The sequence below is a fragment of the Micromonospora sp. NPDC047557 genome, assembly GCF_043205095.1.
Lineage (GTDB): Bacteria > Actinomycetota > Actinomycetes > Mycobacteriales > Micromonosporaceae > Micromonospora.
On record NZ_JBIDDK010000015.1, the window covers coordinates 1 to 16,801 of the forward strand.

Here is a 16,801-nt window from a genome sequence, read left to right on the forward strand (position 1 = left end):
CCGCCGTACCCGGTGAGATGGAGACGTACCCGGCCGGCGTGTGAGCGAAAGGTGGGGGGGGCCCCGCGGGGCCCCCCCCCGGGGGGGGGGGGGGGGGGGGCCCCGCGCGGGGGGGGGGGGGGGGGGGGGGGGGGGGGGGCCCCCCCCCCCCGGCGCGCCCGGGCGCCCCCCCCCCCCGGCCCCGCCCCCCCCCGGCCCCCCCCCCCCCCCCCGGGGGCCGCGGCCCCCGGGCCGGGGCGGACGGCGGGCGTGGCTGGCGGCGGTGGGCCGCCGGTCGGTCAGGCCGCCAGGGCGGCGTTGGCCTGGGCGAGGAAACGTGAGGTCGCCGCCCGCGTGCCGGCACGCCGGGCGCGGAGGCTCTCCGCCGCGGTGACCAGCAGGGAACGCACCTTGGGATGGCCTTTCGGCGGTGGCGCGGGGGCCGGCCCCAGCTGGTCGGCGATGCTGGCGCCGAACGCGGCGGCGCGCTGCTGAGCCGGGTCGGTGATGCTGCCCTCGGTGTAGCGGCGGACGGCGAGACTGGCGTTGAGGCCCCGCTCGTGGCCGAGGACGGTGCCCGCCTCCCCGTTCGTGGTCAGGAAGTTGATCACGTCAGCCACCGTGTCTGGGTGGCGGGTGCCCCGGAACCCGGCCCAGTACATCGACGCCCGCGCCCACTGGGCGCCCGGCGGGCCGGGGAAGCCCACCACACCCAGCTCGGAATCGGTGAGTCGTTGCAGCTCCGGCAGCTGGTGGGACCAGGCGAAGGACGCGGCGGTCAACCCGGTGACCACCAACTGCCGGGCCGGCTCCCCGCTGTCGGCCTGGTCGACGAGGGCCGCGCCCGGCGTGGCCCGCCCGGTGCGGGCGCGCTGCCACAGCTCGAACCAGGCGATCAGCTCCTCGGCGCCAAAGCCGAGCTGCCGCCCGCGATAGAACTCGCCGCCCTGGGACCGTAGCCAGAGCCAGAGGGCGCGGTAGTCGCCGGACGCGTCCATCGTGCCGGCCACCCGGCCGTCGCTCGCCTCGGTGACCTGCTGCGCCCAGGCGATGTAATCCACCCAGGACATCCCGCCGCGCGGCTCGGGCACCCGCAGCTCGCGCAGCAGGTCACGGTTGAAGACCACGGCCGCGAGAGTCTGCCCGGCGGCCACCGCCATCGTCCGCCCGTCCACGGTGCCGTAGCGGATCAGACCCTCCGGCAGGCCACGCAGGTCCAACCGGTGATCGGCGGTCGCTTCGGTGAGGTCGAGGGCGATCTGGCGTTCGGTGTACTCGGTCAGCATGGCGTCGTCGAGCTGGATCAGGTCCGGAACGTTGCCGCCGGCCGCCTGGGTGGCCAGCCGCTCGTAGTAACCGTCGGCGCCCTGCCAGGTGATCCGGAAGCTGACCCGCGGGTTGCGCTGCGAATACAGCCGAAGGACCTTTTCCGTCAACTCGGCCCGCTTCGTCCCGCCCCACCAGAAGACCGACAGCTCGATCGGCCCGTCCTGGGTCGAGGTGTCGGCGCCATCGCTGCATCCGGCCAGCCCACCGGTGACCAGCAGGGGAGCGCCGAGCAGCGCGGTGAGCACTCGACGTCGGCCCGGGTCGGCGCCGAAGCGGGCGATCGGGGGACGGACAACGGGCACGGGGTCTCCTGGCACGTACGGACGGGTCGGACCATTCACGCAGGCCGCGCAGGAGGGTGTCAACGTCCGTCCGGTCACCCGGCAGTCCGAGGGCGGTATGGGTGCCGGAACGGGCCCGGCGTCGCCGCGTGGTGTACTAGGGCGCGTGGAACTTCTGCACTCGGGCAAGGTCCGGGACGTCTACGCCGACGGCGACGACCTGATCCTGGTCGCCTCGGACCGCATCTCGATCTACGACGTGGCCCTCCCGACACCGATCCCGGACAAGGGTCGACTGCTCACCGCCCTGTCGCTGTGGTGGTTCGAGCAGCTCGCCGACCTGGTGCCGAACCACGTCATCTCGGCCACCGACGTGCCGGCCGAGTTCGCCGGGCGGGCCATCCGCTGCCAGCGGCTGGACATGGTCCCGGTCGAGTGCGTCGCCCGCGGTTACCTCACCGGCGGCGGCCTGCGGGAGTACGAGCGCACCGGCGCGGTCTCCGGCGTACCGCTGCCGCGCGGGCTCGGCGAGGCGTCGATCCTGCCCGAGCCGATCTTCACGCCGTCGAGCAAGGCGCCGGCCGGCGAGCACGACGAGCCGATCACGTACACCGACGTGGTGGACAAGGTGGGCGAGGCGACCGCCGAACGGCTGCGACAGATCACCATCGACGTCTACCGCCGCGGTGCCGAGCTGGCCGCCGACCGGGGCATCCTGGTCGCCGACACCAAGATCGAGCTGGGCTGGGCGCCGGACGGCACCCTGGTGCTCGCCGACGAGCTGCTCACCTCCGACTCGTCGCGGTTCTGGCCTGCCGAGTCGTACCAGCCGGGCCGGGTGCAGTTCTCCTACGACAAGCAGTACGTGCGGGACTGGGCCACCGGCAGCGGTTGGAACAAGCTGCCTCCGGCGCCGGATGTGCCCGCCGAGGTCGTCGAGGCGACCCGCGCCCGCTACGTCGAGGTGTACGAGAAGCTCACCGGCAACCGCTGGGACTGACCGGGACACCCCGCTTTCACCGCTCCTGCTGGACCTGACCGCCGTCACCGCCGAGGATGGACCCGTCACCCTTCGTGGAGTCTGGGGCGGTCGGATGAACGGCGACATGTGGATCAGGGCGCTCAAGGCGGCCCGGGCCGGTGCCGGCGTCTCGCAGGAGGCCCTCGCGGAGCTGATCAGGTGGAGTCCGTCCACCATCGCGGCGATCGAGACCGGGCGGCGCCGGCCCACCCCGCAGTTCGCCGAGGCGGCGGACGCGGCGCTGGCCACCGGCGGGCTGCTGGCCGAGTTGCTGGCGGTGGCGGCCCGGCAGGAGTCGCCGGCCTGGTTCGCGCCGTGGCGGGCGATCGAGGTCGAGGCGGTCTCCCTCCGCACCGTTCAACCGTCGCTGGTGCCCGGTCTGCTCCAGACCGAGGCGTACGCGCACGCGGTGCTCAGCGCGCAGGGCACCCACACCCCGGAGCAGGTCGACCAGTTGGTCGCTGGCCGGCTCGCCCGCCAGGAACTGCTGGCCGGCCCGTCCCCGAAGCGGTTCACCGCGGTCGTCGACGAGACCGCGCTGCGCCGCGTGGTCGGCGATCGGGACGTCCAGCTCGCCCAGTTGGAACGGCTGGTCGAGCTGGCCACCCTGCCCCACGTTCGGCTCTACGTGATCCCCGCCGGCGCGGGCGCGCACCCCGGGCTCGCCGGCGGCTTCGTGCTGGCCAACCTGCCCGACGGCGACGAGGTGGCCTACATCGACGGGGTCTTCGGCCAGATCGTCGACCGGCCCGACACCGTGGATACCATCAGGACGATGTGGGACACCCTGCTGGGCGAGGCCCTGCCGGCGAGCGTGTCCGTTGAGCTGATCGGAAAGCTGGTGAACGAGCTGTGAACTCCGCCCCCACCCCTCGGTGGCGCGTGTCGACTCGGAGCGGCAACGGCGGCGACACCTGCGTCGAGGTGGCCGACAATCTCCCGGACCAGGTGCTGGTCCGGGACTCCACCGACCGCGCCGGCGTCGTTCTCATCTTCGCGCCGGCGGCCTGGCGCGCATTCGTGGCGCGGGTCCGCACCGACCGCTGAGGCCACTCCACCCAGTCCAGAGTGCGCTGCACGGCCTTGCGCCAGTTGTGCGGCTCCTTCTCGCGCAGCCCGGGCGTCATGGCCGGCTCCCACTGCGCGTCGGAGCACCACTGCGCGCGCGGGGTGGCGAGGTCCGGCCAGAAGCCCACCGCCAGGCCGGCCGCGTACGCCGCGCCGAGGCAGGTGGTCGCGCGGAGCGACCGACGTCAGGTTGGCCTCCACTTCGCCTACCATGTGCGAACGTGCGCGACATCGCCGTTTTCAGTGGAACTGCCCATCCCGACCTGGCTGCCGAGATCTGTGCCCACCTGGGGGTGCCGCTGCACCCGGTGCGGGTCTCCCGGTTCGCCAACGACTGCCTGGAAGTGCAGCTGCAGGCCAACTGCCGGGAGCGGGACGTCTTCCTGATCCAGCCGTTGGTGCCCCCGGTGCAGGAGAACCTCGTCGAGCTGTTGCTGATGATCGACGCGGCGCGGGGCGCGTCCGCCGGCCGGATCACGGTGGTGCTGCCGCACTACGCGTACGCCCGCTCGGACAAGAAGGACGCGCCGCGGATCTCGATCGGCGCGCGGCTCGTCGCCGACCTGCTCACCTCGGCGGGGGCGGACCGGGTGCTCGCGATGACCCTGCACTCGCCGCAGGTGCACGGCTTCTTCAGCGTCCCGGTGGATCATCTGCACGCGCTGCGCGAACTGGCCACCCACTTCCGGCGCTACGACCTCAGCAACACCGTGGTGGTCTCGCCCGACCTGGGCAACGCCAAGGAGGCTGCCGCCTTCGCCCGGCTGCTCGGCACGCCGGTGGCGGCCGGTGCGAAGCAGCGGTTCAGCGACGACCTGGTCAAGATCAGCGCGGTGATCGGCGAGGTCGCCGATCGGGACGTCATCGTGCTGGACGACGAGATCGCCAAGGGCAGCACGGTGGTCGAGCTGATGGAGCACCTGCGCGGCCTGAAGGTGCGTTCGATCCGGCTGGCCTGCACGCACGGCCTGTTCTCCGGCGACGCGCTGCGGCGGCTCAGCGAGCAGGACGGCGTGTTGGAGATCGTCTGCACCAACACGGTCCCCATCCCGCCCGAGAAGCGGGTCGGGAAGCTCCATGTCCTCTCGGTGGCTCCCGCCCTGGCCGAGGCCATGCGCCGGATCCACAACGGGGAATCGGTCTCGGCCCTCTTCGGCTGAGCCCGCTCGCGCCCCGGCCCGGTCTCAGCGCTGGGTGCGGTCGGTGGCGGCGAGGGTAGCGGTGATGCGGACGGTGGTCCCGGCGGCGCTGGTGGCGATCTCCATGGCGTCGGTCAGCTCCCGGGCCAGCCAGAGACCCCACCCGCCGGCCGTGTCCGGGGCGGGACGGCTCCGGTCGCCCAGCCGCTGCGGGGTGATCCCCTGCCCGTGGTCCGCCACCTCGCAGCACAGCGCGCCGGGCTCCCGCCAGAGCCGCAGCCACCCGCGCCCACCGCCGTGCCGCACCGCGTTGGTGATCAACTCGTTGACCGCCAGCACGAAGTCGTCAAGCCGTTGGCCGTCGAGGCCGGAGGCGTGCGCGCAAGAGGTGACCGAGTGTCGAATCTCGGTCACCTGGGCCTGCTCGAAGGCCTCTGCGATCAGGAGGGAGGGTTCGATGGGCACAACCGTACGCGGTGCGTGCGGATCTGCATTCGTCATGGCCCGTCCCGACAGCGGATCTCGGAGTATTTCGCGGCTTTTCAACCGTACGTCAGGGTTGCTTGAGGCGCACTCCGTGGTCCCGCGCCGCCGGCCCGGCTGTGGCATCCTGACCGCCATGCCGTCGCCGCCGGGTGGTTTCGAGGTGCCGCTCTGGCGGGCGCTCACGGTGTTCCGGGTGACCTCCCTCGGGTACGTCTGCGCTCTCGCCGTGCGCGACGCCGACAGGTACGACCACCCGTTCGCCGTCGGCGCCCTGATCCTGGCGATGATCCTCTGGACCGGGGCGACCGCCGTCGGGTACGCCCGGTCCGCCTGGCGCCGCTGGCCGCTGCTGCTGGCCGACCTCGGGGTGGTGGTCGCCATCGTGCTGTCCACCCCATGGGTGATCGGACGGGAGGCGCTCGCCCACGGCGTACCCACCCTGGGGGTTGCCTGGATGGCCGGCCCGGTGCTGGCCTGGGCCGTCTCCGGCGGCCGGCGGCGGGGCACGGTGGCCGCGCTGCTGGTGGCCGGCGCGGACGTGGCAACCCGGGAACGGATCAGCCAGTCCTCCTTCACCGGGGTGATCCTGCTGCTGCTCGCCGGGGTCGTGGTCGGTCATGTCGCCCGGCTCGCCGTGGCCGCCGAGGAACGCCTGCAACACGCGGTGGAGTTGGAGGCGGCCACCCGGGAGCGGGAACGACTGGCACGCGACATCCACGACTCGGTGCTCCAGGTGCTGGCGCTGGTCCAGCGGCGCGGCGCGCACCTGCCCGGCGAGGCCGGCGAACTGGCCCGGCTCGCCGGTGAGCAGGAGGCCGCCCTGCGGGCGCTGATCGCGGGCACCGCACCGGCCGCCGCCGGGGCGGAAGCGGTGGACCTGCGGAGCCTGCTCGGCCGGTACGCCTCGGCGGCGGTGTCGCTCTCGGCCCCCGCCACGCCGGTGACCCTGCCCCGGCAGGTGGCCGGCGAGTTGGCTGCCGCTGCCGGCGCGGCCCTGGACAACGTGGGCCGCCACGCCGGCGGGCGGGCCTGGGTGTTGATCGAGGATGAGGGGGAGACCGTGACCGTGTCGATCCGTGACGAGGGGCCGGGCATCCCGGACGGCAGACTGGTCGAGGCTGCGGCGCAGGGGCGGCTCGGCGTGGCCCAGTCGATCCGCGGTCGGGTGACCGAACTCGGGGGTACGGTCCGGATCATGTCGACCCCCGACGCGGGCACCGAGATCGAGCTGATCGTGCCGAGGGTGCAGCGGTGACGGCGGTGCGGGTGATGGTGGTCGACGACCATCCGATGTGGCGCGAGGGCGTGGCCCGCGATCTGGCCGAGGCTGGCTTCCTGGTGGTGGCGACCAGCGGCGAGGGGCGGCAGGCGATCCGGGTCGCCGCTGCCGCCCGACCCGATGTGGTGGTCCTCGACCTGCAACTACCGGACATCTCCGGGGTCGAGGTGGTCGTCGGACTGCGCGCCGCGCTGCCCGAGGTCCGGGTGCTGATGCTCAGCGCCAGCGGCGAGGAGCAGAGCGTGCTCGACGCGGTCAAGGCGGGCGCCACCGGCTATCTGGTGAAGTCGACGGCGCCCGCCGCGTTCCTCGACGCGGTCCGCCGCACCGCCGCCGGTGACCCGGTCTTCACGCCCGGCCTGGCGGGGCTGGTGCTGGGGGAGTACCGGCGGATGGCCGCCGGGCCGGGACAGGGCGCGACCGGGGACGCGGCGCCGGGAACGCCCCGCCTCACCGACCGGGAGACGGAGGTGCTGCGCCTGGTGGCCAAGGGCATGTCGTACAAGCAGATCGCGCAACGGCTCGGACTGTCCCACCGCACCGTGCAGAACCACGTGCAGAACACGCTGGGCAAGCTGCAACTGCACAACCGGGTCGAGCTGACCCGTTACGCGATCGAGCGCGGCCTGGACGACTGATCGGCTCAGACCGAGCGCGGCGGCTCGGTCTCGTGGATGGCCAGCTCCTCCGCGGTCGCCCCGCCACCCGCCGACCCGGCGTCGTACGCCACGGAGTCGGTCTCCTGGTCGGTGTGCGCCCCCTCGTCCGGTTCCACGAGCCGGCCCACGGTGGCGTCGGCGACCGTGCCGAGCTGGCCGTGGTCGTAGAGGGAGACCGGCGAGTTCGGATCCGAGGTCGGCCCCGGGTTCATCACGTCGGCGTCCAGCTGGGCCTCCGCCGCGGCGGCCTCGTTCTCCGCCTCGAAGGCGATCTTCGGGTCGACCGGGCCGGCCAGGGGGTCGTCCACCGGGCGCTCGTAGACCTCTCGGTCGAGCTTGTAGTCCAACGACTCCCCGTCCAGTTGCTCCTCGGCGGTCGTCCCGAAGCGGTCCACCGCCACCGGCGTCCGGTCGCCGGGCAGCTGGGCCGGCTCCGGGCCGTCCGCCTCGCGGCCGGTGAGCACGTCGTCGTTGGCGCTCGAGTCGTCATCGGCGGTGTCGGGCAGCCCCTCCGCCTCGGTGTCGGACACGGGGGTCGGGTACTCGTTGTCGCGCATGTCTGATCACTACCCGCTGCCCTCCCGCCGTAACCGGAGCACCGCCGGTCATGCGGCGGCGAACCGGACACCGGGTGCGGGAAGCCCGTCAGCCCTGCGCCGCCTCGTCGTCCGGGTGCAGCACGCACCAGACGACCTTGCCGTCCGGCACCATGCTGGTGCCCCACCGGCGGGCCACGGTGTCGATAAGCAGCAGACCCCGGCCACCCACCCGGTTCGGCGGGGACAGACCGGCGAACGTGGGCCGGCGCGACGAGTGGTCCCGAACCGCCAGGTGCAGGGTGTCGTCCTGCGGCGCCAACCGGACGCTCATCGGGGTCCGGGCATGCGTGACCACGTTGTTGACCATCTCGGTGACCGCGATCTGCGCCGGCTCGGTCAGGGCCGGCATGCCCCAGCGCGCACAACCGGTGGCGACCAGCTCGCGGGCCTGCCGGGCGGACTCCGCGGTCGGCGGCAGCTCGGCGGTCAGCACCGCCGCCAGCGCCGCGGCGACCGCGGCCAGCGCGGCGTCGAGGGTGGGCCAGGCCGGCACACCCGCCAGGACGGCGTCGGGGCGACCGGGCCCGGAGACCGCCGGGTCGCACAGCAGCAGGTCCGCGGCCGGCCAGTCGGCGATCTCCCGGCGGACCTCGGCGAAGACGCTCCGCCCGGCCGGGTCGGTGACCCGCAGCCCGGTCACGTCGGCGACCACCGGACCGGGCCGGTCGCTGAGCCGTGCGAGCAACGCGTCGTGGACCCGGTCCGCCTCGGCGGTGTCGAGCACCCCGCTCAACCGGATGACCGGGGACGACTCGTCGACCTCCACCAGACAGCGCTCGTCCACTCCGATGGTCGCCTCGGGGCGTGGCCCGCGGACGAACGGCGCGTCCGGTCGATCGACGCCAGCCATCAGTGATCCGACCGGGAGCGGCGGTTCATGGCCATCGTGCCGACGGCGGTGCCGGCCGCGGCGAGACCGAACGCGGCGGTCATCCGCACCAGCTGACGCCGCCGACCGTGCCAGCCACCGCCGCGGCTGGCCTGCCCGTCGGCGTGGAACACGTTTCCGGTGCTGTCCAGCCGCGCACCCGGACCGAACTGGGTGCGGTGGACGTACCAGCCGAGGGTGCGCTCGACCAGCGCCGGTGCCAGCCGCCACTGCAGGCCGAGCAGCCGGGCCGCGCCACCGGCGTACGCCTCGCGACGCGGCCGGCGCAGCAACCGCACGATCGTCTCGGCGACCACCTCCGGCGGGTAGATCGGCGGGGGAGGCACCAGCTCGCGACCGCTGTGGTTGGCCGCGTGCCGGAAGAACGGGGTGTCGATGGTGGCCGGCAGGACGGTGCAGACGGAGATCTGCCCCCGACCGGTGACCCGCAGTTCCTGCCGGACGGTGTCGGCCAGCCCGCGGATGCCGTGCTTGGCGGCGTTGTACGCCGACTGGTACGGCATCGCCACCTCGGCCAGCACCGACGCGTTGTTGACCAGCACGCCGCCGCCGGCCGCGCCGAGGTACGGCAGCGCGGCCTTGATGCCGTGCACCGTGCCCAGCAGGTTGACCTCTAGCACGCGCCGGAACTCGGCGACGGGGATCTCGTCGAAGAGGCCCACCGCGCTCACCGCGGCGTTGTTCACCCAGGCGTCGATGCGGCCGAATTCGCCCACCGCGCGGTCGGCCAGCCGCTGCACAGACTCCAAGTCGGTCACGTCGGTCGGGACGGCGACCGCCTGCCCGCCCAGCTCCCGGCAGCGCTGCGCGACCTGTCGCAGCGCGGGCTCGCTGCGGGCCGCGAGCACCACGGCCGCGCCCCGTCGAGCCAGCGCGTACGCGGTGGCGGTGCCGATCCCGCTGGACGCGCCGGTGATCACCACAGTCGAATCGTCGAGGGTGCGGGTCAGCGGCATTCTCCAGCGGTACCCCCGGTCGGGCCCGGTCATACCAGTGGCCGCCCGACGATCATCGGATCCGTCGGTTGCGCAGTCGAATCGGGGCTCATGTGGTTGCCGTGGCGCAAGTGTCGGTGGCACCTGCGGTGACTGTTCCCGATCTGCCAGGTTTCGGCTCGGGGCTCTGAGGTTAATGGGACGCTCTGACCGGGACCGCCGAGGAAAAGATCGCAGGGAGGTGACCCATGCGCGTCGGCCTCGTCTGCGCGCACACCAGCTCGTACCGGCACGCCGACGGCCCGCCGGTCGGCACCCAACAACACATCGCGCGGGTCGCCGCCGAGTTGGCTGGCAGAGGCCACGATGTCCGCATCTACGAGCGCCGGGACGACCCGGACCTGCCAGCGACTGTGGACGTCGACGGCTACCGGGTGCATCGGGTGCCCGTCGGTCCGGCGACCGCCCTGCCCACCGCCGGTCTCATCCCGCACGTCACCGAGTTCGGGCGCTGGCTGACCGACGAGTGGGGCGGCGCCTGGCGCCCCGAGGTGGTGCACGGGCACTACTGGATCGGCGGCCTGGCCGCCGCGCACGCCGTCCGGGAGACCGACATCCCGGTCGTGCAGACCTTCCATTCGCTCGGTGTGGAGCAGCTGCGCCACCTGGGCGGCGAGTACGACGGCCCGGGGGAGCGGATCCCGCTGGAGCGGGCGCTGACCCGGGCGGTGGACATCGCCGTCGCCCAGTGCAACGACGAGGTGGACGAGCTGACCCGGATGGGTCTGCAACGTACCTCCGTGGCGATGGTGCCGGCTGGGGTGGACACCGCGCAGTTCCACCCCGACGGCGAGGCGGCCCCGCGCGAACAGCGGTCCCGGATCCTCTCCGTCGGCGGACTGTCCCCGGGGCACGGTCAGGACGACCTGATCCGGGCGATGCGGCTGGTCGGCGACGCCGAACTGGTGATCGCCGGTGGCCCACCGGCCGGCGAACTGGCCAACCACGCGGAGGCGCGTCGCCTCCGCGAGCTGGCCGAACGGGCCGGGGTGGCCGAGCAGGTGCGCCTGGTCGGGGCGGTGCCGCACGACCAGATGGCCACCTGGTACCGGTCGGCCGACGTGGTGGCCTGCACGCCGCACTACTCCTCCGCGGGACGGGTCTCCCTGGAGGCCATGGCCTGCGGGGTGCCGGTGGTCGGCTACGCGATGGGCGGCCTGGCGGACGCGGTGGTCGACGAGGTCACCGGCCGCCTGGTGCCCCCCGGCGACGTACGCACGCTCGGGGTCTCCCTGCGCCGACTGCTCGCCGACAACGCCGGCCGGTTCGCCTACGGTCACGCCGCCGTGGACCGGGTCCGCAGCAGCTACACGTGGGAGCGGACCGCCGGGGCGCTGGAACGTCTCTACGAGCGGGTGGTGAGCCGCCGCAAGCCCGTCGAAGCCTGAGCCGAGAAACCCACGCCGCTCCCCTCGGTGCGGCGTGGGTTTTCGGTCAGACGGGCCGGCCGGCGCCGACCATGGCCCGGTCGTGGCGGTGCGCCACCGAGCGGTGCTGCTGCGGCTGCGCGTAGCGGGTCAGGCCGATCACGGCGGCCAGGGTGACCAGGAAACCGGCGGCGGCCAGCCACTCCCGACCCGGCCAGATCTTGTCGTTGAGCAGCAGCAGGCCGACGATCGCCGCCGGCACCGCCCCGGCGGCGTCCATGGCGGCGACCGCCGCGGTCGTCGAACCGCGCTGCATGGCCAGGCCGAGCAGCAGTTGGCCGACGATCGAGTGGGCGATCAGCAGGTAGAACAGCGGGTTGGCGAGGAACGCCTCGGCCGACGGCGCGGAGGCCAGCGGCCGGGCCGCGACGGCCGCCGAGGAGAACGCCAGCCCGGCCAGCGAGCCCAGGGCCACCGACCCGGGCGCCCCGTGCAGTCGGACGGCGAAGACACCGAGCACCGCGATGACCCCGAGCGCCACCAGCAGGGCCACCGAGCCGGCGGTGCCGAGCTGCTTCGACGGCGCCGGCCGCGCGGCCAGCACCAGCGCGGTGATCCCGGCGAAGAGCAGCGCCAACAGGGCCACCTCCGCCACCGGTAACCGCCACTTCAGCACCAGCACGCCGATGATGGCGGTCACCCCGAGCCCGGCCGCCACGCTCGCCTGCACCAGGAACAGGGGCAGGTCCCGCCGGGCCAGGAAGGCGAGCACGAACCCGCCGATCTGGCAGGTCAGCCCCACCAGGTACGTCCGGTGCCCGGCCAGTCGCAGCAGCAGACCCGGATCGAAGGTGTGGTGGACGGTGGTGCGCGCCGCAGCCACCGACTGGAGCAGGTTGGCGAAGCCGTACGCGACGATCATCGCCGCGAGGAAGCACCAGCCGGAGGAGACCACCTGGCGAGGATAGAGGTTGCCGGGGGTCAGCGCTCGGCTGGTCGATCCAGCCGGGCGAGGATGTCGGCGTGCAGCACACCGTTGGTGGCCACCACGCTGCTCTCGGTGCCCGGCTCGCCGGTCGGGGACGGTCGACCGCCCAGATCCGTGACCGTTCCACCCGCCTCCGTGATGATCGGCACCAGCGCCGCCACATCCCACAGTGACAACTCCGGCTCGGCCATCACGTCCAGTGCACCCTCGGCCAACAGCATGTAGCCGTAGAAGTCGCCGTACGCCCGACTGCGCCAACCGGCCCGCAGCAGGTCGAGCATCGCGTCGAGGCGCCCGGCGTCCTCCCACCCGGTCAGCGACGAGTAGCAGACGCTCGCGTCGGCGACCCGGCGCACCGCCGAGACCCCGATCCGGTCGCCCGCTGCGGGGCCCGGCCCGGCATACGCGCCCGCGCCGGCGCTCGCCCACCAGCGTCGGTCCAACGCCGGCGCCGACACCACGCCGACGGCCGGTCGGTCGCCGTCGTACAGCGCGATCAGGCTGGCCCAGATCGGCACGCCACGGACGAAGTTCTTGGTGCCGTCGATCGGGTCGACGATCCACCGCCGGCCGTTCGGATCGGGGGACGGCTCGGCGCCGTACTCCTCGCCGAGCAGCCCGTCGGCGGGCCGGTGCTCGGCCAGCAGCGCGCGGATCTCCCGCTCCACGGCCGTGTCCGCGTCGGAGACCGGGGTCAGGTCGGGCTTCGTCTCCACCCGCAGGTCGAGCGCCCGGAACCGGGCCATGGCGATGGCGTCGGCCCGGTCGGCGAGCAGGTGGGCGAGGGCAAGGTCGTCGGCGTACCCGGTCATGCCGGCAACCTAGCCGACGCCTCGCGGGTCACTCGTCGGGCCCGCGCCGGTCACCCTCGCCGGGCCCGCGCTGGTCGCTGTCGCCGCGGGCGTCGCCCTCGCCCGCCCGCGAGGCGAGCAGCCGGCGGTACGACGCCAGCCGGCGCGGGTCGGCCTTGCCGGCGGCCACCCAGGCGTCCAGCGCGCAGTCGGTCTCGTCGGCGGTGTGCTGACAGTTGGGCGGGCAGTCGACGGTGCCCTCGACCAGGTCCGGGAAGCCGTGCAGGAGGCTGTCGGCAGAGACGTGCGCCAGCCCGAAGCTGCGGATACCGGGGGTGTCGATGATCCAGCCCGGGTCGGTGTCGACGCCCGGCACCGGTGGCAGCCGCAGCGCCACGGCGCTGGTCGAGGTGTGCCGGCCCCGGCCGATCGCGCTGACCACGCCGACCGCGCGCAGCGCCTCCGGGACGAGGCGGTTGACAAGCGTCGACTTGCCCACCCCGGAGTGCCCGACCAGTACCGACACCTTGCCGCTCAGCAGCGCGCGAAGCGCGGCGAGGTCGGAGTCGGGGCGGTTGAGCACGTACGGCAGCTCCAGCTCGGTGTAGTAGCCCAGCACCTCCTCCGGCCCGGCCAGGTCGGCCTTCGTGAGGCAGAGCAGCGGCTCGACGTCCGCGTCGTACGCGGCCACCAGGCAGCGGTCGATGAACCCGGTGCGCGGCGGCGGGTCGGCCAGCGCGCTGACGATCACCAACTGGTCGGCGTTCGCCACCACCACCCGTTCCAGCCGACCCTCGGCGGTGGTCTCGTCGTCGTCGGCGGTGCGGCGCAGCACCGAGCGGCGCTCGGCGATCCGGACGATCCGGGCGAGAGCCCCCTCGGCGCCGGAGGTGTCGCCGACCAGGCTGACGCGGTCACCCACGACCACCGACTTGCGGCCCAGCTCCCGGGCCCGCATCGCGGTCACCGTGGGCAGCTCGGCCCCCACCACGCCGCGTTCGGCGCCGGCCAGTACGCACTGGTAGCGCCCCCGGTCGACGGCGATGACGAAGCCGTCCACCGCGTCGGCGTGCTGCGGGCGGGTGCGCGTACGCGGGCGCGACGACTTTCCGGGTCGGACCCGTACGTCGTCCTCGTCGTACTCCCGCCGTTTGGTCGCCAGGACCTGTCCCCTTCTCGCGTCAGCTCTTGCCGGTCACCATCGCTGACCATAGTGCCGGGAACTCGGGCATGGTCTTGGAGGTACACCCCACGTCGTCCACCTCGATGCCCGGAACGGCGAGCCCGGCCACCGCGGCGGCGTGCGCCATCCGGTGGTCGTGGTAGGTGCGGAAGACCCCACCGCGCAGCGGCCGGGGCCGGATCTCCAGCCCGTCCGGCGTCTCGGTGATGTCGGCCCCGAGCCCGCCGAACTCCCGCGCCAGCGCGGCGAGCCGGTCGGTCTCGTGGCCCCGGATGTGCCCGACGCCGGTGAAGACCGACGGCGAGTCGGCAAGCATGGCCAGCGCGGTCAGCACGAGGGTCAGCTCGCCGACGTCGGACAGGTCGGCGGTCAGACCGTGCACCACGCCGGTGCCGCGCACGGTCAGCCCGTTGGTGGAGAGGGTGACCTCGCCGCCCATCCGCTGCAGGAGCGAGCGGAGTTGCTCGACCGGCTGGGCGCTGCTGTGCGGCCAACCCTGCAGGGTCACCTCGCCGCCGGTGACCAGGGCGGCGGCGAAGAACGGCACGGCGCCGGAGAGGTCCGGCTCGATCTCCCAGCCGCGCCCGGTCAGCGGGCCGGGCTCGACGGTCCAGACGTCGGGGGTGGTGTCGTCGACGGCGGCACCGGCAGCCCGCAGCATCTGCACGGTCATCCGCAGGTGCGGCGCGGAGGGCACCGGCGGGCCGACGTGGCGCACCACGAGGCCCCGGTCGAAGCGCGGGGCGGCCAGCAGCAGACCGGAGACCAGTTGGCTGGACGCGGACGCGTCGATCACCACCTCGCCGCCGGTGACCCCACCGGTGCCGAGCACGGTCAGCGGGAGGCTGCCCGTCCCGGTGGCGTCGATCCGGACGCCCAGCGAGCGCAGCGCGTCGACCAGCGGGCCGAGCGGGCGGGTGCGGGCGTACGGGTCGCCGTCGAAGGTGACCTGCCCGTCGGTCAGCCCCGCCACCGGCGGCAGGAACCGCATCACGGTGCCGGCCAGCCCCACGTCCACGTGGGCGGGGCCGACCAGCGGGTGCGGCCGGACCAGCCAACGCTCGTCGTCGTTGATCGACACGTAGGTGCCCATCGCGCGCAGGCCGGCGGCCATCAGCTCGGTGTCACGGGCGCGCAGCGGCTCGGCCAGGGTCGACGGCCCGGCGGCCACGGCGCTGAGCACCAGGGCGCGGGCGGTCATCGACTTGGAGCCGGGCAGGCGCAGTGTCGCCGACACCGGGTCGGACGCGGTCGGTGCGCTCCACGGCTGCGGCGGCCGGGTCGCGGTCAGATTCCCCACGGTTACATTCTGCCGTGTCGGCCGGTGGGTGACGCCGACCGGCGGTCGCACTCCCGGTTGGCGGGACAGCAGGCCGGGCCCCCGGCGGGTTAGCGTGAGCGCATGTGCGGCAGGTACGCGACGACCCGTGGCCCCGGTGAGTTGAGCGCGCTGTTCGAGTCGTCCGACGACACCGACGGCGCGATCCGGCCGGATCACAACGTCGCGCCCACCGATCGCGTGCCGCTGGTCCGGCTCACCCCGGAAGGCCACCGCAGCCTCTGTGTCGCCCGCTGGGGGTTTCTGCCGCACTGGTCCCGTTCCGCCGCCGGCGCGGCCCGCATGATCAACGCGCGGGCCGAGACGGTGGCCACCAGTCGGGCGTACGCCGGCGCGTTCGCCCGCCGCCGCTGCCTGGTCCCGGCCGACGGCTGGTACGAGTGGGTCCGCCAGCCCGACGGCGGTCGGCAGGCGTACTTCATGACCCCGGCAGACGGCTCGGTGCTCGCCCTGGCCGGCATCTGGTCGGTCTGGGAGTCCGGCGCCGAGAGCCGGCTCACCTTCAGCGTGCTGACCACCGCGGCGCTCGGCGAGTTGGCCGAGGTGCACGACCGGATGCCGGTGCTGCTGCCGCCCGATCAGTGGTCGTCCTGGCTGGGGCCGTGCGACGAGCCCGAACGCCTGCTCGCGCCCGCGTCGCCCGATCGGCTGGCCGGGTTGGAGATCCGCCCGGTCGGGCCGGCGGTGGGTGACGTCCGCAACGACGGCCCGGAGTTGACGGCCCGAGTGTCCGTACCGCCGCTGCCGGCCCCATCGGAGCTGACCCTGTTCTGAAATCACAGGCATCGTCGGGCACCGATTTGCCAGGGTTCTGCTCGATTCGTCGCCTGGCCGTTCAGCCATGTTCTCCGTAGCCCCTTGTCCCGGTGTCCGGAAGTGCGATACAACACAGCGCCGGTAGTGGATGTCGATTCGCACGGGGCGGACGACATCCACCGATCTTGCCGGTCCCACGGGGGAGGTGGGTGGAATGACACGGGCGCGTATGCCCCGCCCGCACGAGGTGGCTGCGGCACGGAGAGATCCGCGGCTGCTGCGGGCCTTGCGAGAACGCCGACAGGACGACGCGTGGCGCACCAGAGGGACGTGCCAGAGCGTCGATCCGGAGACGTTCTTTCCGGCGCCGAACGAACCGGCGGACGCCGCCGTCGCGCTGTGCCGCAGTTGTGACGTGCAGGGTTCCTGCCTGGCGTGGGCGCTGGAGGTCGGCGACTGCCACGGCGTGTGGGGCGCGACCACACCCCGCGAACGGCGGGCGATGCTTGTCGCCTGGCGCGGCGAGGTCGAGCCCGATCCGGACGCGGCCGACGACGCCGGCCCTCCGGTCCGCGACCGCCTGCTCACCCTGGTGCCGCTGAGCTGACCGCCGGGGGGCGAACCATCCCGGTGACCGGCGAGGGCGGCGCAGA

The 16,801-nt window shown here is 73.7% G+C and carries 18 protein-coding genes; 9 read left to right on the top strand and 9 right to left on the bottom strand.

The genetic code is table 11. The features are described 5' to 3' along the window. Positions 1 to 278: 278 nt before the first annotated feature. Complete coding sequence (locus tag ACGGAQ_RS27010; protein WP_393053824.1) at positions 279 to 1,610, bottom strand: ABC transporter substrate-binding protein; 1,332 nt, start codon at positions 1,608 to 1,610, stop codon at positions 279 to 281. A 145-nt stretch (positions 1,611 to 1,755) separates the two neighbouring features. Here ACGGAQ_RS27010 and ACGGAQ_RS27015 point away from each other — a divergent pair, with 145 nt between their 5' ends. The 4 genes from ACGGAQ_RS27015 to ACGGAQ_RS27030 all read left to right on the top strand — a co-directional run bounded on the left by ACGGAQ_RS27015 (position 1,756) and on the right by ACGGAQ_RS27030 (position 4,838). Continuing rightward, positions 1,756 to 2,589, top strand: coding sequence for a phosphoribosylaminoimidazolesuccinocarboxamide synthase (locus ACGGAQ_RS27015; protein WP_393053827.1), 834 nt, complete (start codon positions 1,756 to 1,758; stop codon positions 2,587 to 2,589). A 94-nt stretch (positions 2,590 to 2,683) separates the two neighbouring features. After that, positions 2,684 to 3,466 (top strand): Scr1 family TA system antitoxin-like transcriptional regulator, encoded by a 783-nt coding sequence (locus ACGGAQ_RS27020; RefSeq protein WP_393053829.1) that lies wholly within the window; start codon positions 2,684 to 2,686, stop codon positions 3,464 to 3,466. Positions 3,467 to 3,492: 26 nt separating this feature from the next. After that, positions 3,493 to 3,657, top strand: a complete 165-nt coding sequence (locus ACGGAQ_RS27025; protein WP_393053832.1) for a DUF397 domain-containing protein — start codon at positions 3,493 to 3,495, stop codon at positions 3,655 to 3,657. 242 nt (positions 3,658 to 3,899) lie between these two features. Beyond that, a complete protein-coding gene (locus tag ACGGAQ_RS27030; RefSeq protein ID WP_393053835.1) occupies positions 3,900 to 4,838 on the top strand; it encodes a ribose-phosphate diphosphokinase in 939 nt (312 codons plus the stop codon). 24 nt (positions 4,839 to 4,862) lie between these two features. Here the strand turns inward: ACGGAQ_RS27030 and ACGGAQ_RS27035 are convergent, their stop codons facing one another. Continuing rightward, positions 4,863 to 5,318, bottom strand: coding sequence for an ATP-binding protein (locus ACGGAQ_RS27035; RefSeq protein WP_393053838.1), 456 nt, complete (start codon positions 5,316 to 5,318; stop codon positions 4,863 to 4,865). Between the two features lie 118 nt (positions 5,319 to 5,436). Between ACGGAQ_RS27035 and macS the strand changes: the two genes are divergently transcribed. Both macS and ACGGAQ_RS27045 read left to right on the top strand, forming a co-directional pair. After that, a complete protein-coding gene (macS, locus tag ACGGAQ_RS27040) occupies positions 5,437 to 6,558 on the top strand; it encodes a MacS family sensor histidine kinase (protein WP_393053841.1) in 1,122 nt (373 codons plus the stop codon). A gap of 14 nt (positions 6,559 to 6,572) precedes the next feature. Continuing rightward, a complete protein-coding gene (locus ACGGAQ_RS27045; protein WP_393054179.1) occupies positions 6,573 to 7,220 on the top strand; it encodes a response regulator in 648 nt (215 codons plus the stop codon). Positions 7,221 to 7,225: 5 nt separating this feature from the next. Here the strand turns inward: ACGGAQ_RS27045 and ACGGAQ_RS27050 are convergent, their stop codons facing one another. The 3 genes from ACGGAQ_RS27050 to ACGGAQ_RS27060 form a co-directional block, all read right to left on the bottom strand. Beyond that, entirely contained in the window at positions 7,226 to 7,798 is a 573-nt protein-coding gene (locus ACGGAQ_RS27050) for a DUF5709 domain-containing protein (RefSeq protein WP_393053844.1), read from the bottom strand. A gap of 88 nt (positions 7,799 to 7,886) precedes the next feature. Then, positions 7,887 to 8,690, bottom strand: a complete 804-nt coding sequence (locus ACGGAQ_RS27055; protein ID WP_393053846.1) for an ATP-binding protein — start codon at positions 8,688 to 8,690, stop codon at positions 7,887 to 7,889. Continuing rightward, positions 8,690 to 9,685 (bottom strand): SDR family oxidoreductase, encoded by a 996-nt coding sequence (locus ACGGAQ_RS27060; RefSeq protein ID WP_393053848.1) that lies wholly within the window; start codon positions 9,683 to 9,685, stop codon positions 8,690 to 8,692. The genes ACGGAQ_RS27055 and ACGGAQ_RS27060 overlap by 1 nt, the downstream gene beginning before the upstream one ends. Positions 9,686 to 9,912: 227 nt before the next feature. Between ACGGAQ_RS27060 and ACGGAQ_RS27065 the strand changes: the two genes are divergently transcribed. After that, complete coding sequence (locus ACGGAQ_RS27065; protein ID WP_393053851.1) at positions 9,913 to 11,112, top strand: glycosyltransferase; 1,200 nt, start codon at positions 9,913 to 9,915, stop codon at positions 11,110 to 11,112. Between the two features lie 46 nt (positions 11,113 to 11,158). Here the strand turns inward: ACGGAQ_RS27065 and ACGGAQ_RS27070 are convergent, their stop codons facing one another. From ACGGAQ_RS27070 to aroA, 4 genes are all read right to left on the bottom strand, one after another. Then, positions 11,159 to 12,013, bottom strand: a complete 855-nt coding sequence (locus ACGGAQ_RS27070; RefSeq protein WP_393054181.1) for a hypothetical protein — start codon at positions 12,011 to 12,013, stop codon at positions 11,159 to 11,161. Between the two features lie 59 nt (positions 12,014 to 12,072). Beyond that, positions 12,073 to 12,891 (bottom strand): inositol monophosphatase family protein, encoded by an 819-nt coding sequence (locus ACGGAQ_RS27075; protein ID WP_393053854.1) that lies wholly within the window; start codon positions 12,889 to 12,891, stop codon positions 12,073 to 12,075. A 28-nt stretch (positions 12,892 to 12,919) separates the two neighbouring features. Next, positions 12,920 to 13,930: a ribosome small subunit-dependent GTPase A gene (gene rsgA, locus ACGGAQ_RS27080; RefSeq protein WP_355138073.1), complete on the bottom strand. Its 1,011-nt coding sequence runs from the start codon at positions 13,928 to 13,930 to the stop codon at positions 12,920 to 12,922. A 121-nt stretch (positions 13,931 to 14,051) separates the two neighbouring features. Further along, positions 14,052 to 15,353 (bottom strand): 3-phosphoshikimate 1-carboxyvinyltransferase, encoded by a 1,302-nt coding sequence (gene aroA, locus ACGGAQ_RS27085; RefSeq protein WP_393053857.1) that lies wholly within the window; start codon positions 15,351 to 15,353, stop codon positions 14,052 to 14,054. Positions 15,354 to 15,455: 102 nt separating this feature from the next. On the opposite strand from aroA, the gene ACGGAQ_RS27090 reads away from it, so the two are divergent. Next, positions 15,456 to 16,166, top strand: a complete 711-nt coding sequence (locus ACGGAQ_RS27090; RefSeq protein WP_393053860.1) for an SOS response-associated peptidase — start codon at positions 15,456 to 15,458, stop codon at positions 16,164 to 16,166. Between the two features lie 196 nt (positions 16,167 to 16,362). Beyond that, complete coding sequence (locus ACGGAQ_RS27095) at positions 16,363 to 16,755, top strand: WhiB family transcriptional regulator (protein WP_007464737.1); 393 nt, start codon at positions 16,363 to 16,365, stop codon at positions 16,753 to 16,755. Positions 16,756 to 16,801 lie beyond the last annotated feature (46 nt).

Excerpts from the sequence above, each read along its gene's own strand:
- ACGGAQ_RS27075 (WP_393053854.1), bottom strand. The coding sequence starts at position 12,891 with ATGACCGGGTACGCCGACGACCTTGCCCTCGCCCACCTGCTCGCCGAC.
- ACGGAQ_RS27050 (WP_393053844.1), bottom strand. The coding sequence starts at position 7,798 with ATGCGCGACAACGAGTACCCGACCCCCGTGTCCGACACCGAGGCGGAG.
- ACGGAQ_RS27045 (WP_393054179.1), top strand. The coding sequence starts at position 6,573 with ATGGTGGTCGACGACCATCCGATGTGGCGCGAGGGCGTGGCCCGCGAT.
- ACGGAQ_RS27020 (WP_393053829.1), top strand. The coding sequence starts at position 2,684 with ATGAACGGCGACATGTGGATCAGGGCGCTCAAGGCGGCCCGGGCCGGT.
- ACGGAQ_RS27060 (WP_393053848.1), bottom strand. The coding sequence starts at position 9,685 with ATGCCGCTGACCCGCACCCTCGACGATTCGACTGTGGTGATCACCGGC.
- ACGGAQ_RS27055 (WP_393053846.1), bottom strand. The coding sequence starts at position 8,690 with ATGGCTGGCGTCGATCGACCGGACGCGCCGTTCGTCCGCGGGCCACGC.
- ACGGAQ_RS27035 (WP_393053838.1), bottom strand. The coding sequence starts at position 5,318 with ATGACGAATGCAGATCCGCACGCACCGCGTACGGTTGTGCCCATCGAA.
- ACGGAQ_RS27090 (WP_393053860.1), top strand. The coding sequence starts at position 15,456 with ATGTGCGGCAGGTACGCGACGACCCGTGGCCCCGGTGAGTTGAGCGCG.
- ACGGAQ_RS27065 (WP_393053851.1), top strand. The coding sequence starts at position 9,913 with ATGCGCGTCGGCCTCGTCTGCGCGCACACCAGCTCGTACCGGCACGCC.
- ACGGAQ_RS27070 (WP_393054181.1), bottom strand. The coding sequence starts at position 12,013 with ATGATCGTCGCGTACGGCTTCGCCAACCTGCTCCAGTCGGTGGCTGCG.
- macS (WP_393053841.1), top strand. The coding sequence starts at position 5,437 with ATGCCGTCGCCGCCGGGTGGTTTCGAGGTGCCGCTCTGGCGGGCGCTC.
- ACGGAQ_RS27095 (WP_007464737.1), top strand. The coding sequence starts at position 16,363 with ATGACACGGGCGCGTATGCCCCGCCCGCACGAGGTGGCTGCGGCACGG.